The following is a 15,371-nucleotide window of genomic DNA, read 5'->3' as shown; positions in this document are numbered from 1 at the left end:
AAAATACTTATGGAGGTATTTGAATGAAAAACAAAAAGGTTTATTCTTCGCCTGAAGTTGAAGTAACTAAATTCTCATTTGAGAATATTCTCGCTGGCAGTGAGAATGATGATGTTGAATTGCAAAGAATTAAACAGAGCAACCCTGATGTTATTGCTACTGATGGTGCTGATGTAGAATGGTAATTTGTTATGAAAACTAAAAAATTCGTAAGAATTGCAAGTGTTATGCTTGTATTAATATTCACAATGTCAGCTTTTGTATCTGCTAACGCAGCTACATATTTTGAAGAAAACGGTTTTAAATATTCACCTATAAGCAAATTTAATTGCAGAATTTACGGATATACAGGCACTGATAAAAATGTGTCAGTTCCAAACAAACTTTCTTCCTTTACCGTATTGGAAATTGCCGATTCTGCTTTTACGAATAATAAAGATATTGAATCTGTATCATTTGCAAACGCTAAGGCAATCGACGCTATAGGCGAGTTTTCGTTTGCGGGCTGTACATCTTTAAAATCAGTCGATATTCCGAGTACACTTGATAAAATCGGTTTCGCTTCATTTATGGGTTGTACTTCTTTGACTGACATTAACATCAGCTCTAATATTTCTGTAATTAACGGACAGGTTTTTCAGAACTGCACTTCTTTAACAGAGTTTACCGTTCCTAATTCTGTCGGTACAATTTCGGATTTTTCATTTGCAGGCTGTACCTCTCTTGAAAAAGTCGTTATTCCGAAAACAGTTAAAAATATTTCTGCCAAAGCATTTTTGAATTGTGATAAACTTACAATTTTCGGTTATACAAATTCTTATGCTCAAACTTATGCAGAAGAAAACGGAATTAACTTTGTTGCTCTTGACGAAAAAACTTTGTACGGTGATGTTAATCTTGACGGCAAGATAGATATTAATGATGTAACACTTCTACAGCGTTACATTGCAGGTGAGTCTGTATTAACAGATGACGCTGTTAAGGTTGCCGACTTTAACAAGGACAGAATTATTGATGTAATTGATGTTACAGCAATTCAGACATTTATCGCTCACGGTCAAAACTAAATTATTAAACTTAAGCACAGGTGGCAACATCTGTGCTTTTTCTTGCTTATTTTTAGATTTTGTTATATAATAAAATTTGGTGATGTTATGCCAATTTACAAAATCGCTGATATTATAAGCGATATAAGACCTAAATTTCTGACATTTGAAAAAAATGCAAAGAATTATGAGTATTCGGGCAACGAACCTGCTCAAATTAAACTTGCAGTCAAAGAAGATTTTCTGCGTGAAAAATACAACGAGAATATGCTCTTTTCTATCGGTGAATTGGAATGTATTTTTATGTCAGATGTTTTCAATAAAAAAATTCTGAAATATAATGCAATATTTCTCCATTCGTCTGCAATCCTTTATAAAGGCAAAGCGTATCTTTTTTCTGCCGATTCGGGAGTGGGCAAGTCAACGCACACAAAACTGTGGATAAAAAAATTCGGCGCTGAAAATGTACAGATAATCAATGATGATAAACCGATTATAAGATTTATTGACAATGATTGGTATGTGTACGGTTCGCCTTTTGATGGTGGAACGGGCATAAATAAAAATATCCGTGCAAAACTCGGCGGCATTATTTTTCTTGAAAGGGCAGAGGAGAACAGTATTGAAGTCCTTGACAAAAACAGTATTTTTTCAAGAATATATAAAAATACGATTAAATTTTCTCTTGATGATGAATATGCGGGATATATGTTAAATACGGCTGATAAGTTGATTAAGGAAAATTATTTCTATTTGCTAAAATGCAATATGAATATTGAATCGGCGGAAATTTGCGAAAAATTTTTACTGACAGGAGATAGCTATGGAAAAGCTGAAAAAAATACTTGATTCCGAAACCAATAAGTGGATAGTAAAAAAAGCCAAACCACAGGTTTTCGGTATTATAATTATGTCTGTTATTTTCGGCGGAATGGCATATCTCGGTGTTGCGGTCGCTACTTTGTCGAGAGGTATTGTGGATTCGGCGGTTAACTCTGATGTCGGCGGAATTGTGTATTTCGCAATTATACTTATTTCACTTACGATCGCACAGCTTGTCATAAGAATTATAAGTAAGGTGCTGACTTTCAATGTATCGTCAAAACTTGAAATTTCTATAAAACAAGATATTTTCGATAATATTATCAGAAAAAAATATAATGAGATTTCAAGCATACACACCGGCGAACTACTTAACAGAATAACAAGCGATGTGTCGGTTTTAGTCAGTTCGATTATTTCTATAGTGCCGAATATGGTGTATTTTATCGTAAAATTGGTTGGTGTTTTTGTCGTACTGTTTGCTATTGATAAAACTTTCAGCCTTGTTTTTGTTTTCGGCGGTGCGCTGATGTTTGTTGTTGTGCTGCTTTTTAAGTCAAAAATGAAAACATTGCATAAGGCGGTACAGGAATCTGATGGTAAGACAAGATCGTTTTTTCAGGAGATTTTTTCAAGTCTGCTTGTGGTAAAAGTTTTTGGCGCTGAAAATAAGGTGTCTGAAAATGCTATGAATTTGCAACAGAATAATTTTAAAATAAAACGAAAAAGAAATTATATCTCTATAGTTGCCACAACCGGATTTTCTTTTATATTTGCCCTCGGATATATGTATGCTTTAATTTGGGGTGCTTTTGCAATCAGCGACCATACCATTACATACGGTGTATTGACTTCTATGCTTGCGCTTGTGTCGCAAATTCAAGGCCCTGTTCGTGGTATCAGCAGTATTTTGCCATCATATTATTCTGCTCTTGCAAGTGCGGAGCGACTTATGGATATTGAAAATCTCGATAATGAAGATGTGGTAAATAATTCTGCAATCGATACCGAAAAGCTGTATGATAAGACAGAAAAAATAGTTTTTGATAATATTACTTTCAGCTACGGCAGGGAAAATGTGCTTGAAAATACAAGTCTTGTGCTAAAAAAAGGTGATTTTGCATTGCTTGCGGGAATTTCGGGAATAGGCAAAAGTACGCTTACAAAGCTTTTGCTTAATGTAATTTCACCCGATAAAGGCGAGATTTATCTTTCACTTTCAAACGGAGAAAATGTGTTTGTCGATAAAAATATAAGATGTATGTTTTCGTATGTACCGCAAGGTAATTTTCTGCTTTCGGGTACAATCAGAGATAACATTGCATTTGTGTCGAATAATCCCGATGACGAAAGAATTATTGAGTCTGCGAAAATTGCCTGCGCTTATGATTTTATAAACAGATTGCCAAATGGACTTGATACTGTCGTGGGTGAGAACGGAAAGGGCTTGTCGGAGGGTCAGATACAAAGAATTGCGATTGCGAGAGCGGTTTACTGTAATTCTCCGATTATTATTTTTGATGAGGCGACCTCGGCACTTGACGCCGAAACAGAAGTTCAACTGCTTAAAAATCTTAAAACACTCAAAGATAAAACTTGTATTTTGATTTCTCATAAAATGGCGGCAAAAGAAATTTGCAACAAAGAAATTGTAATTAAGAATAAAAAAATTATTTCTTACGATATTTAGGTGGGTACAAGCAAAATCTTACTCCTGACTGAATACTTATAATTAGGTATAAATCCGATTATAAGCATTGTCAGGGGTGATTTTTTGATTGAATTAATTAATTTTCTGGGGCAGTACCTTTGCTTTTTTATTCTTCATATCTGCGGAAACGGCTCTTTTCCAAAACCTCTTTCCGAAAAAGAGGAGCACGAGTATCTTGTGCGGAGTGCAAAAGGGGATATAGAGGCGAGAAATATTCTTGTTGAACATAATTTAAGGCTTGTGGCACACATTATAAAAAAATATTACGGCAATCAGAGTGAACAAGATGATCTTGTGTCAATCGGCACTATCGGACTTATAAAAGCGATAAATACCTATGACATAAGCAAAAAAATTAAGCTTTCAAGTTATGCGTCACGATGCATCGAGAATGAAATATTAATGCATTTCCGTAATGCTAAAAAGACGGCGCAGGATATTTCACTCAACGAAGCGATTGACAGCGATAAGGACGGAAATCCGCTGACTTTGCTTGATATAATGGCGGTTGATGACAATATACTTGAGCAGATTGATTTTCAACTCAACAGTAAAAAGCTCGGTCAGTTTATTAACGAAGAACTTTCACCAAGGGAAAAAATGATAATTGTTATGCGCTACGGACTTGACGGGAGCGAGCCGCTTACGCAGAAAAAGATTGCACAGAAACTGAATATTTCCCGTTCGTATGTAAGCAGAATTGAAACCAAGGCTTTAAAACTTTTACGAAAACGCTTTGATAACAGTTCAAATTTATAAATTATTTTAAAGAAAAAAGGCGGTCGAAAGACCGTCTTTAGTTATGAGCCTATGCTGTTGATGAGGTTTTGCATTTCCTGTTTGGATGAAACATTGTGCGCTTTTTCAAGCACGATTTCTTTTTCGCTTTTTTCCATTTGAGCAAATTTTTGCATTGCACTTTCATTTTTTGCAAGTGCATTTACAAAGCCTAACGGCATATCTTTATACATTTTTCATCACCGATATTATTATTTTCAGTTTTGAAAATAATATTCATTTAGATAAATTATTGTTTAGCGAAATGATTTACCAAACAATTATAAAAGTTTGGTCGACCTTTTTAAAGGTCGTGTGTGGGCAAAGCCCACAAATACTTTCCGTTTATGCAATCTGACGATAGCCAAACAGCTTGCTGTTTGGCGGCTTGAACACAACGGAGAATGCCATTAAATGCGATAGCAACAAGAAAGACATTCGATATATAATGAAAAGTTAATGATTTCTTTTCTAAAAGGCTGTCGCCTGTTTTAACAAACTTAGTTTTAGCACGCAAACAGCGTGGCTGTTTGCGCCTGATAAATTGTTATATTGGAAGATTCTTATGGACGTTGCCCAAACCCGCAATTTTTGAAAAAATTGAGTAAACTTTTTTGCTTTTGGGAGGATAATTTAGCGTTAGCTAAATTTCAATCCCCGACCGACACTCCGCTAAACCATAATTTAGCTCAACTTTCGATAAAGAAACAACAAAAAAGGACAGGCACAAAGCCTGTCCTAAAATTTTGATTAATGGCAATGACAATCGTCGCAGTCGCCGATTTCACCTACGATAGGTGTTGGGTCGATACCGTTTCTTTTGTAGTAGTCTGCAAGAGCAGCCTTGATAGCCTGCTCGGCAAGTACAGAACAGTGAACCTTTACAGGCGGAAGTCCGTCAAGAGCCTCCATAACTGCCTTGTTTGTAAGTTTTAAAGCCTCATCAATAGATTTACCCTTGATAAGCTCTGTTGCCATACTGCTTGTAGCAATAGCTGCACCGCAACCAAAAGTTTTGAACTTAACATCTACAATAGTGTTGTCCTTAACTTTGATATACATTTTCATAATGTCGCCACATTTTGAGTTACCAACTTCACCGATGCCGTCGGCATCAGGAATTTCACCAACATTTCTTGGGTTGGCAAAGTGGTCCATTACCTTTTCTGAATAAGCCATAACTAAGCCTCCTGTTTATTTATTAAGGGCTTCTTGAGCCTCTTGCTTTTTAATTTTTTCCCAGAGAGGTGACATATTTCTTAAGTATGTTACAACCTGCGGAATAACCTCGAGCATATAGTCAACATCTTCGTCTGTAAGCTCTGCCGAGAAAGAAAGACGCATACTGCCGTGTGCGATTTCGTGAGGAAGACCGATAGCGAGAAGAACATGGCTTGGGTCAAGGCTGCCCGAAGTACAAGCTGAACCCGAAGACGCCGAAATTCCGTTCATATCAAGTCTTAAGAGCAGGCTTTCGCCTTCAATGCCCTCAAAGCACATATTTACATTGCCGGGTAAGCGGTGAACTCTGTCGCCGTTTACTCTTGAACGCTCAATTTTGAGGAGTCCGTCAATAAGTCTGTCACGCAATTTTTCAAGATGCTCTCTTCTTTCGTCCATTGTGTCAACGGCCTCCTGAAGAGCTGCGTCAAGACCTACTACTCCCGCAACATTTTCTGTACCGGCTCTTTTATTTCTTTCCTGAGCACCGCCGTCAATTAAATTCTCTAATCTGATACCTCTTCTTACATAGAGAAGTCCGATGCCCTTAGGTCCGTGTAATTTATGAGCAGTCATTGAAAGCATATCAATATTCTGCTCCTGAACATTTATTTTTACATAGCCGGCAGCCTGAACAGCGTCGGTATGGAAAATTACTTTGTGCTTTTTGCAAATTGCTCCGATTTCGGTAATTGGCTGGATAGTACCGATTTCATTGTTTGCATACATAATAGATACAATAGCTGTATCTTCTCTGATAGCGTTTTCTACATCTTCGGGATGAACAATACCGTTTTCGTACACATCAAGGTAAGTTACCTCAAAGCCCTCTTTTTCAAGAGTCTGGCATGTGTGAAGAATAGCGTGATGCTCAAACTTAGAAGTGATAATGTGTTTTTTGCCTTTTGCCTTAAGGGCTCTGCAAACGCCCTTTAATGCCCAGTTGTCAGATTCACTGCCGCCTGAGGTGAAGTATATCTCATTAGCATTAGCAGCACCAAGGTTTTTTGCAATATTTTCTCTTGAGTTTTCAAGAATTTCCTTGGCTTTACCGCCTATTCTGTAAAGGCTTGACGGGTTGCCGTAGTACTCGGTGAGTACAGGCATCATTTTTTCAAGCACTGTAGGCGATATAGCTGTTGTAGCGGAGTTGTCTGCATAAATATATCTCATACTTGATAATCTCCTATCTATATCTATATAAAAATCGGTCAGTCAGGCTTTTGAAAACTTGTGCGCCTCGGCAACCGCCAAACGGTCGCAACGCTCGTTTTCGGGATGTCCTGCGTGACCTTTTACCCATACAACATCAACATTATGAATATCACATAAAGACAGCAGCTTGTCCCAAAGCTCGGGATTAAGCGCTTTTTCTTTTTTGTTGCGCATCCAACCGTTTGCTTTCCATTTTTTAGCCCAACCGAGCTTTAATGCGTTGCAAACATATTGAGAATCGCTGTACAGAGTTACATTGCAAGGCTCTTTAAGGAGTGAAAGCGCACCGATTACGGCACTAATTTCCATACGGTTGTTTGTGGTGACGGCTTCTCCTCCCGAGATTTCTTTTTCGTGCTCATTATATCTCAAAATCGCACCCCAGCCACCGGGTCCCGGATTGCCGCTGCAAGCTCCATCTGTAAAAATTTCAACTTGTTTCATTTGCAATTCTCCTTAGCTGATGTTCAACCTATATTATAATACGCAAAATCACCAAATGCAACCATATTTTATGTTTATTTTTTCAATTTAATTATATTATTTACGGAATTTATTAAATCATAATTCTTAATTTTAAAATCTTCCGTAATTATGATTTTAAAATTCAAATATTGAGCATACTAAAATAGAAATATATGGAATGTTTACTTAAATGTAATATTAAAATTGTCTTTTAATTCTTTAACACGCTTGACATTGCTCTTTGATTTGCGGTACAATAAAGAAGATTACAATTAGGATTTAATCTGTATTAAATACGGATTCAAAATATATTTATACTGTATATAATAATTAATATTTCATTTTGCTGATATGACCGTTTTATATCAGAACTTTGTATTTATTACGAATTTTCAGGCTTTATATTTTGATACATACAAAAGGAATTTATGCCTGTATTGTGTGAAATGTTAATTTTAATAAATTTTAAGAAATATGGAGGTAAATTTGTGAGTACAGAATTTAAGTACGATAATCGAAGAAAAAGCAACTGCTACAATAAGTACTCAAAAGGTAAAAAAAATTACGGAGGGTCTTCTTACAAGCCGTCGCAGGGCAAGGGAGCATCCGAATCTTTTAAGGGAGGTACTTTTAAGGGCGGTAATAAAAATTTTAAATATTCAAAGAATTACCGCAAAAAGCCTTATCAAAAACAGTTTAAACCGATTAAAAACAAGCCGTCTGTAAAGATTGCTTTCCTTGGAGGGCTTAACGAAATCGGCAAGAACATTACAATGATTGAGTGCGAGAACGATATAATTCTTGTTGACTGCGGTATGGCTTTCCCTGACGGAGATATGCTCGGTGTTGACCTCGTTATCCCTGATTTTACTTATATCGAACAGAATCAAGACAAAATCAGAGGTATTGTGCTTACTCACGGTCACGAAGACCATATCGGCGGACTTCCGTTCTTACTTGGCAGAGTGAATATTCCGATTTACGGAACTGCGCTTACTCTCGGACTTGTAGGCAACAAACTCAAGGAACACAGCCTTTATAATGAGTCAAGCCTTAACAGAGTTAATGCAGGCGAAACAATTAAACTCGGCTGTATGAGTGTTGAGTTTATCCATGTAAACCACTCAATTCCGGATGCGGTTGCATTTGCTATCCGCACACCTGCAGGCACAATTGTGCATACAGGCGACTTTAAAATTGACTGCACACCTATTACAGGCGATATGATTGATTTGTCGGCTTTTGCCCGTGTAGGAGATGAGGGCGTATTGGCTCTTCTTGCTGAAAGCACAAACGCAGAGCGTCCCGGTTACACACAGACCGAACGCACGGTTTCGGATAGTTTTGACAATCTTTTCAGAAGAGCGGAGCACGACAGAATTATTATTGCAACCTTTGCTTCAAATGTAAACAGAGTACAGCAGATTATTAATTGTGCGGAAAAATACGGAAGAAAAGTAGCTTTTTCGGGCAGAAGTATGGTCAATTATATGGCTGTAGCAAGCGAGCTCGACTATCTTAGCGTGCCTGAAAATATTTTAATTGACCTTGATATGCTTGACAGATACCCGAGAGAGCAAATTGTTCTTGTTACTACAGGCAGTCAAGGCGAACCGATGAGTGCGTTGTCAAGAATGGCATATTCAGACCACCGCAAAGTTATGGTCGGCGAGGGTGACTTTATTATCATTTCTGCCAATCCTATTCCCGGTAACGAAAAAACAGTCGGAAATGTTGTTGACGAACTCCTCAAAAAGGGCTGTAAGGTCGTTTACGAATCAATGTATGAAGTTCATGTTTCGGGACATGCTTGTCAGGAAGAACTTAAGATTATTCATAAACTTGTAAAACCGAAGTACTTTATCCCTGTTCACGGCGAGCAAAAGCACCTAAGAAAACACGCCGATCTTGCTATGTTCCTCGGTATGGACAGAAAAGATATTTATATCGGCGATGTCGGCAGTTGCATTGAAATCAACGAAAACTATATGAAAGAATTGCCTGCCGTACCTGCGGGAAAGGTATTTGTTGACGGTCTTGGAGTAGGTGATGTCGGAAGTATTGTACTTCGTGACAGAAAGCACCTCGGACAGGACGGACTTATCATTATCGTTGCATCTCTCGATGTTTATGACGGTCATGTTATCAGCGGCCCTGATATTGTATCAAGAGGCTTTGTATATGTTCGTGAGAGCGAGGGTTTGCTTGACGAGGTAAGACAGGTTGCAAACAACATTCTTGAAGATTGTGCAGACAACAACATTCATGAGTGGGGTATAATCAAGAACAGAATTAAAGATGATGTTTCCAAACTTATCTCACAAAAAACACGCAGAACCCCAATGATTCTTCCGATTTTACAGGAAGTATAATATAATTAAAAATCTACGAAAGGAAGGGTTTGAATTGAAGAAGAAAAGTTTTACGACTATGCCGACATTTGTTATATTTTCGGTTGCAATGCTTGCTATGTCTTTTGCATCATACAGCTATGACCCGATGCTTTGCTACATTGAGATTGCCGTGTCGGTTGTAACCGCAGGTATAGTTGTCGTTTCGACCCTTCGCTTTCGTAACTATATAGCTGCCACCGTTCGCAGTACAGCCGAGAAAATCAACGGATTTAATCCCGAATTTCTTGATAAATACAAAATTCCCGTCACGGTGCTTGGTGCAGAGGGCGAGATAATTTGGAGCAATACAAGGTTCAGAAAGCAGTTCTGCAACGGTAAAAATCCCGAAGGCGATATGATTTCGCCTTACATAGGCGGCAAGAAAATAACAGAAGTCGCCGACCACGAAACATTTGAAACCGCCTGCAACGGCAATGAATTTGTAGGCTTTGTCATCTCTACAAACGAGGGATATGTTTGTTATTTTGTGGAGAATACATATTACAGGCAAATTGTGCGTGAGTACAATGCAACCCGTCCTTGTGTAGCGATTATTACTTTTGATAACAGCGATGACTTTTCAAACGAATCCGATGAAATTTATTCCGAGGTTTCTCTGAATGTTCAGTCGTTCTTGCAGAGATGGGCGAACGAGTATAACGCTTTGTTTAAGATAATCGGCAATAACCGTTATATGATTATCTTTAAAGAAACCGATGTTGACAAACTTGTTGAACAAAAGTTCCCAATATTACAGGAAATTCACGGCATAAAAGCGGGTCAGCATACCGCTACGGTATCTATCGGTTTGTGCAGAGGCATAAACTCTCTCAAAGACAGCGAAACCAATGCGAGAAAGGCGCTTGATATGGCGCTTGGCAGAGGCGGAGATCAGGTTGCTATTATAAGCAACAATATTTACGAATTTTTCGGAGGTACTTCCGCTACTTCCGAAAAGGTCAGCAAGGTGCGTATGCGTGTTATTGCAAATGCAATCAAGCGTACGATAAACGATTGCGATAAAGTTTTTGTTATGGGGCACAGATTTTCTGACCTTGACTGTATCGGTGCGGCTATCGGTATGCAGTCGGTTATGGAAAAATCTTTTAATCTGTATTCAAAAATAGTTGTTGATAAAACAAAAACTATGGCTGAAAAGCTGATTGATTATGCAGAGAAAAACATAGGAAAAGATATATTTATTACCCCCGATGAGGCAATGAAGCAGGTTACACCAAAGACTTTGCTTATCATTGTTGATACTCATTTGAGAAATTCTCTTGAAAGTCCACAGCTTTACGATGAATGTAAAAAGGTCATTGTTATTGACCATCATCGCAGAGCGGTTAATTATATAGATAACGCACTTGTTTTCTGCCACGAGCCGTTTGCTTCGTCTGCGTGTGAAATGTGCAGCGAGATTATCAGTTGCATTGATGATAAAGCAATCGGATATGCACAGGCGGACGCTTTGCTTGCGGGCATTATGCTTGATACAAAGAATTTTGTTTTAAAAACAGGTGTAAGAACCTTTGAAGCAGCCGCATATTTGAGGAGAAGAGGCGCTACTACAATTAATGTAAAGCAGATGTTCTCCGATTCAATTGAAACTTACCGTGAAAAAGTAAGCATAGTATGCGATGCAAAAATATACAGAAACTGCGCAATTTCAATCGCAAAGGGCGCTGACGGTGATGTAAGACTTGCCTCTGCGCAGGCAGCAGACGAATTACTCACGCTTGAAAATGTAAAAGCCTCTTTTGTAATTTATGAAAGCGGCGGTAAAATTTGTATTTCCGCACGCAGCTTTGGCGCTGTAAATGTGCAGATTATTATGGAAAAGCTCGGCGGTGGCGGACATCAGACAATGTCGGCTACACAGCTTAGTGATATAAATAAAGAACAGGCTCTCAAGATGCTTATCGAAGTTATAGATACAAATCTTGAGGATGCAAGTTGCAAATAGCAGAAAGGAACGACAATTATGAAAGTAATACTTTTGCAGGATGTTAAGGCACTTGGCAAAAAAGGCGACCTTGTAAATGCTTCTGACGGATATGCAAGAAATTTTCTTCTTCCTAAGAACCTTGCAAGAGAGGCAAATGCACAGGCTATGAATGAATATAGAAACGCTGAAAACTCAAAGAACTTTAAGATTGCTACCGAGAAAAAGCAGGCAGAGGGTTACAAAGCACAGCTTGAGGGCAAAACCTTTGAGATGAAAGCAAAAGCAGGTCAGGGCGGCAAGCTTTTCGGCAGCATTACCGCAAAGCAGGTTGCCGAGGAAATCAAAAAACAGTATAATATCAACATAGACAAGCGTAAGGTTGTTCTTGAAAGTGATATTAAAGAATTCGGTTCTTACAAAGCCGATGTAAAACTTTATTCGGGTATTGTTGCAAACATTACCGTTAAGGTATCAGAGGCTTGATTTTATTTACGATTGCAAAGGAGGGGTGACAAATGGCGGATAATCAAATTTCAAGTAGCTACGATGGACTTCATATGCCGTACAGTCCCGAAGCTGAACAGGCATTGCTTGGTGCGATTATTCTTGAAAGCGATGTTTTTGATAAAGTAATTGAATACATCAAGTCCCCCGATTATTTTTATGTTTCACTGCATAAGCTGATTTTCAAGACGATGACCGAGATGGTCAACTTCGGCGGCAAAATCGACTTTGTCACATTGCTTGAAAAACTTAAGCAGACAGGTTCGTTTGACGAAACAACAGGCAAGACATATCTTTATGACCTTGTAAACAACTGTCCGTCAATATCCAATGCCGAGGCTTATGCGGAGGTTATAAGAGATAAATACAATATCCGCAGGCTTATTACCGCTGCAAGAGAAATCATTGATGATGCTACGGCAGGCACGGAAGATACATCTGTTATTATTGACTCTGCCGAGCAGAAAATCTTTGACATAAGACAGGGTAACGAGAAAAAGGGACTTGAGAGAATTAACTCTGTTATTATGCAGACTTTTGACAGACTTGACGCTCTCAACAGCACAACAGACGACAGTATGAAACCTGTTTCTACGGGTATCGGCGACCTTGACCGAGTAATTACGGGTCTTAACCGAAGCGACCTTATTTTGCTCGCCGCCCGTCCGGGTATGGGTAAAACGAGTTTTGCGCTGAATATTGCACGATATGTTGCCTGTACGGCTAAAAAAACGGTTGCTTTTTTCTCTTTGGAAATGTCAAAAGAACAGCTTGCCAGCCGTTTATTGTCGGCAGAGGCTCTTATTGAAGGTACAAAGCTGAGAATAGGTAAGCTAAACGATGAGGAATGGGACAGACTTATTCCGGCAAGCGATATTCTTGGCAAGTCGGAGCTTTATCTTGACGATTCACCGGGTATTACCATTACCGAAATGAAATCAAAGTTAAGACGAATGAGAAAACTTGACCTTGTAATTATTGACTACTTACAGCTTATGGGCAGCGGCAGAAGAATAGATAACCGAGTTCAGGAAATTTCTGAAATCACAAGAAATCTTAAAATTCTTGCAAAAGAAATGAATGTTCCCGTTATCACACTGTCACAGCTTTCCCGTGCAAGCGAACAGCGTACCGACCACAGACCGCAGCTTTCCGACTTGCGTGATTCGGGTTCTATTGAGCAGGATGCCGACATCGTACTTTTTCTTTACCGTGAGGGATATTACGATAAAAACGAGGACGATTCTCCGCAGGGTGCAGATCAAAATTCGGGTGAGTGTATTGTAGCCAAAAACCGTCACGGCGAGGCTCGTACGGTAAAAATGCATTGGCAGGGTGAGTTTATGAGATTTACAGGTACGGAGGACAGAAGTGAGTAATCCTTTTTTGGCGGCTGTAAATAAATATAAGCTGATTGAAAAAAATGATTCCGTTGCCGTTGCGCTTTCGGGCGGAGCAGATTCGGTTTCACTTCTTCATATGCTTTGTTCTGTAAAAGAAAAATATAATCTTACATTATATGCAATCCATATTAATCATATGATACGGGGCGAAGAGGCAGAGCGAGATGAAGAATTTTGCAGAGAATTTTGTAAAAAACTTTCCGTCAAACTTTTTATAAAAAAAATAAATGTTCCGTCAATAGCGGAGAAAGAAAAAATCAGTACGGAGCTTTGTGGAAGGAATGTCAGATATAAAGAATTTGACGAGCTTTCCAAAAAGCTTAACTGTAAAATCGCAACTGCACACACGCTTTCCGATAATGCGGAAACGCTGATGATTAACCTTGTAAGGGGCACATCGCTTAACGGACTTTGTGCAATTCCCGAAAGGCGGGATTATATAATCAGACCGCTGATTTTGTGCGACAGAGCGTACATTGAAAATTACTGCCGTGAAAATTCACTTGATTATGTGACCGACAGCACAAACCTTACCGATGATTATACAAGAAACAAAATCCGTCATAATGTAATCACCGAGCTGAAAAAGATAAATCCGAGTTTTGAAGCTTCTTTAAAGCGACTGTGCGATGACGCAAAACTTCTGTCAGTTTATCTTGACAAACAGACAGATAAAGCGGTTGCCGACAGCAGACTTGCTTTCGGATATTCGGCAAAAAAGATTTGTGAGCAGGATAAAATCATACGGCAGAATGTAATCAAAAAAATTTGTGTTGAAAACGGAGCCGATATTCCCGAGCATATTCATATCGAACTTATTGATAATGCTCTTTTTGAAAGCGGTTGTGTTGATTTGTGCGGTAATTTCCGAGCTGTGGTAAAACAGGGAATACTGCGGATAGAAAATACCGAAGCTGTTAATAATTTCAGTGAAGAAATATTTTTTGCCGATGTTATTAATAAAGAATTTACATTTGATAATATAAAATATTTTGTAAAAGAAATTACAGATTTTGACGATTTAACCGATAATCCGATTTATATGTCCGAAAAAGAAACGAAAAATGCCGTGATACGCACACGCAGACAGGGCGATAAGATTTTTTTCAAGGACAGAAATATTACCAAGCCTTTAAGAAAGGCTATGAATGAATTTAAAATTCCGTCTGAATTGAGGGATAAACTTCCGCTTGTGGCAGTGAATAATGAAATATTGTGGTGTGAGGGGATAAATTCGGTTCAGACATCTTATAGTGCAGAAAAAAGAAAATTTATTATAATATGTGAACAAGGGAGGATTTTTTGTGCATAAGGACATCGAAAAAATACTTTACAGCGAGCAGGATATTAAAAATATTGTGAAAAGGCTTGCAAAAGAGATTGAAAAGGATTATAATGGCAAGGACTTTATAATGGTAGGCTTGCTTAAGGGCTGCGTATCGTTTATGGTTGATTTAATGAGGGAAGTAAACCTTGATTTCAGCATAGATTTTCTTGCTGTTTCAAGCTACGGCAACTCAACTGTAAGCTCGGGCAGAGTTAATATTCAGAAAGATATTTCAACTTCTGTTGACGGCAAGCATATTCTCATTGTTGAGGATATTGTGGACTCGGGCAGAACACTTGCTTTTATTTCACAGTATCTTTATGCAAAAAATGCTACGTCTGTAAAGATTTGCACATTGTTCAACAAGCCTGACAGAAGAGTTACCAATATTGATGTTGCTTATGTCGGTTCTGTAATTCCCGACGCATTTATTGTAGGCTACGGACTTGACTATGCGGAGCGTTACAGAAATCTCCCTTATGTAGGCGTTCTTAAGGAGTCTGTTTATTCACAGGATACATAAAATTACGCTTTTAAAT

The 15,371-nt window shown here is 38.4% G+C and carries 15 protein-coding genes; 11 read left to right on the top strand and 4 right to left on the bottom strand.

What is annotated here, in order from left to right; translation table 11 throughout:
- Positions 1–23: 23 nt before the first annotated feature.
- The 5 genes from I2E21_RS02535 (at position 24) to sigK (ending at position 4,338) form a co-directional block, all read left to right on the top strand.
- Positions 24–185: a hypothetical protein gene (locus I2E21_RS02535; RefSeq protein WP_158552409.1), complete on the top strand. Its 162-nt coding sequence runs from the start codon at positions 24–26 to the stop codon at positions 183–185.
- Between the two features lie 6 nt (positions 186–191).
- Positions 192–1,067 (top strand): leucine-rich repeat protein, encoded by an 876-nt coding sequence (locus I2E21_RS02530; RefSeq protein WP_195410321.1) that lies wholly within the window; start codon positions 192–194, stop codon positions 1,065–1,067.
- 87 nt (positions 1,068–1,154) lie between these two features.
- Positions 1,155–1,895, top strand: coding sequence for a hypothetical protein (locus I2E21_RS02525; protein WP_195410320.1), 741 nt, complete (start codon positions 1,155–1,157; stop codon positions 1,893–1,895).
- Positions 1,870–3,558, top strand: a complete 1,689-nt coding sequence (locus I2E21_RS02520; RefSeq protein ID WP_195410319.1) for an ABC transporter ATP-binding protein — start codon at positions 1,870–1,872, stop codon at positions 3,556–3,558. The genes I2E21_RS02525 and I2E21_RS02520 overlap by 26 nt, the downstream gene beginning before the upstream one ends.
- A gap of 84 nt (positions 3,559–3,642) precedes the next feature.
- Positions 3,643–4,338: an RNA polymerase sporulation sigma factor SigK gene (gene sigK, locus I2E21_RS02515; protein WP_022234880.1), complete on the top strand. Its 696-nt coding sequence runs from the start codon at positions 3,643–3,645 to the stop codon at positions 4,336–4,338.
- Positions 4,339–4,379: 41 nt separating this feature from the next.
- Here sigK and I2E21_RS02510 read toward each other — a convergent pair whose 3' ends face one another.
- From I2E21_RS02510 to rnhA, 4 genes are all read right to left on the bottom strand, one after another.
- Positions 4,380–4,550 carry a hypothetical protein gene (locus I2E21_RS02510; protein ID WP_195410318.1) on the bottom strand — a complete coding sequence of 57 codons (171 nt, stop codon included), beginning with the start codon at positions 4,548–4,550 and terminating at the stop codon, positions 4,380–4,382.
- A 556-nt stretch (positions 4,551–5,106) separates the two neighbouring features.
- Entirely contained in the window at positions 5,107–5,535 is a 429-nt protein-coding gene (gene nifU / locus I2E21_RS02505) for a Fe-S cluster assembly scaffold protein NifU (RefSeq protein ID WP_022234882.1), read from the bottom strand.
- Positions 5,536–5,550: 15 nt separating this feature from the next.
- Entirely contained in the window at positions 5,551–6,750 is a 1,200-nt protein-coding gene (gene nifS, locus I2E21_RS02500; protein WP_022234883.1) for a cysteine desulfurase NifS, read from the bottom strand.
- Positions 6,751–6,792: 42 nt separating this feature from the next.
- Positions 6,793–7,236, bottom strand: coding sequence for a ribonuclease HI (gene rnhA, locus I2E21_RS02495; protein ID WP_022234884.1), 444 nt, complete (start codon positions 7,234–7,236; stop codon positions 6,793–6,795).
- 509 nt (positions 7,237–7,745) lie between these two features.
- Between rnhA and I2E21_RS02490 the strand changes: the two genes are divergently transcribed.
- Genes I2E21_RS02490 through hpt form a run of 6 tightly spaced genes read left to right on the top strand, consistent with a single transcriptional unit; the run spans position 7,746 to position 15,355 of the window.
- On the top strand, positions 7,746–9,629 hold the full coding sequence (locus tag I2E21_RS02490; RefSeq protein ID WP_295054347.1) for a ribonuclease J: 1,884 nt from the start codon (positions 7,746–7,748) through the stop codon (positions 9,627–9,629).
- A 34-nt stretch (positions 9,630–9,663) separates the two neighbouring features.
- On the top strand, positions 9,664–11,616 hold the full coding sequence (locus tag I2E21_RS02485; RefSeq protein WP_195410316.1) for a DHH family phosphoesterase: 1,953 nt from the start codon (positions 9,664–9,666) through the stop codon (positions 11,614–11,616).
- 18 nt (positions 11,617–11,634) lie between these two features.
- Entirely contained in the window at positions 11,635–12,081 is a 447-nt protein-coding gene (gene rplI, locus I2E21_RS02480; protein ID WP_022235189.1) for a 50S ribosomal protein L9, read from the top strand.
- Between the two features lie 32 nt (positions 12,082–12,113).
- Positions 12,114–13,481 (top strand): replicative DNA helicase, encoded by a 1,368-nt coding sequence (gene dnaB / locus I2E21_RS02475; protein WP_022235188.1) that lies wholly within the window; start codon positions 12,114–12,116, stop codon positions 13,479–13,481.
- The gene (tilS, locus tag I2E21_RS02470; RefSeq protein ID WP_195410315.1) at positions 13,474–14,817 is read left to right on the top strand and encodes a tRNA lysidine(34) synthetase TilS; all 1,344 of its coding nucleotides are present in this window, start codon (positions 13,474–13,476) and stop codon (positions 14,815–14,817) included. The genes dnaB and tilS overlap by 8 nt, the downstream gene beginning before the upstream one ends.
- On the top strand, positions 14,810–15,355 hold the full coding sequence (gene hpt, locus I2E21_RS02465; protein WP_195410314.1) for a hypoxanthine phosphoribosyltransferase: 546 nt from the start codon (positions 14,810–14,812) through the stop codon (positions 15,353–15,355). Before tilS ends, hpt begins: the two co-directional genes overlap by 8 nt.
- The last annotated feature ends 16 nt before the right edge of the window (positions 15,356–15,371 follow it).

The sequence above is a fragment of the Ruminococcus sp. BSD2780120874_150323_B10 genome, assembly GCF_015553695.1.
Taxonomy (GTDB): Bacteria; Bacillota; Clostridia; order Oscillospirales; family Acutalibacteraceae; genus Ruminococcoides; species Ruminococcoides intestinale_A.
The sequence above is the reverse complement of the archived record's forward strand: the minus strand, read 5'-3'. Positions and strand labels throughout refer to the sequence as shown.

Excerpts from the sequence above, each read along its gene's own strand:
- nifS (WP_022234883.1), bottom strand. The coding sequence starts at position 6,750 with ATGAGATATATTTATGCAGACAACTCCGCTACAACAGCTATATCGCCT.
- I2E21_RS02535 (WP_158552409.1), top strand. The coding sequence starts at position 24 with ATGAAAAACAAAAAGGTTTATTCTTCGCCTGAAGTTGAAGTAACTAAA.
- I2E21_RS02530 (WP_195410321.1), top strand. The coding sequence starts at position 192 with ATGAAAACTAAAAAATTCGTAAGAATTGCAAGTGTTATGCTTGTATTA.
- rplI (WP_022235189.1), top strand. The coding sequence starts at position 11,635 with ATGAAAGTAATACTTTTGCAGGATGTTAAGGCACTTGGCAAAAAAGGC.
- I2E21_RS02510 (WP_195410318.1), bottom strand. The coding sequence starts at position 4,550 with ATGTATAAAGATATGCCGTTAGGCTTTGTAAATGCACTTGCAAAAAAT.
- dnaB (WP_022235188.1), top strand. The coding sequence starts at position 12,114 with ATGGCGGATAATCAAATTTCAAGTAGCTACGATGGACTTCATATGCCG.
- nifU (WP_022234882.1), bottom strand. The coding sequence starts at position 5,535 with ATGGCTTATTCAGAAAAGGTAATGGACCACTTTGCCAACCCAAGAAAT.
- rnhA (WP_022234884.1), bottom strand. The coding sequence starts at position 7,236 with ATGAAACAAGTTGAAATTTTTACAGATGGAGCTTGCAGCGGCAATCCG.
- I2E21_RS02525 (WP_195410320.1), top strand. The coding sequence starts at position 1,155 with ATGCCAATTTACAAAATCGCTGATATTATAAGCGATATAAGACCTAAA.
- I2E21_RS02520 (WP_195410319.1), top strand. The coding sequence starts at position 1,870 with ATGGAAAAGCTGAAAAAAATACTTGATTCCGAAACCAATAAGTGGATA.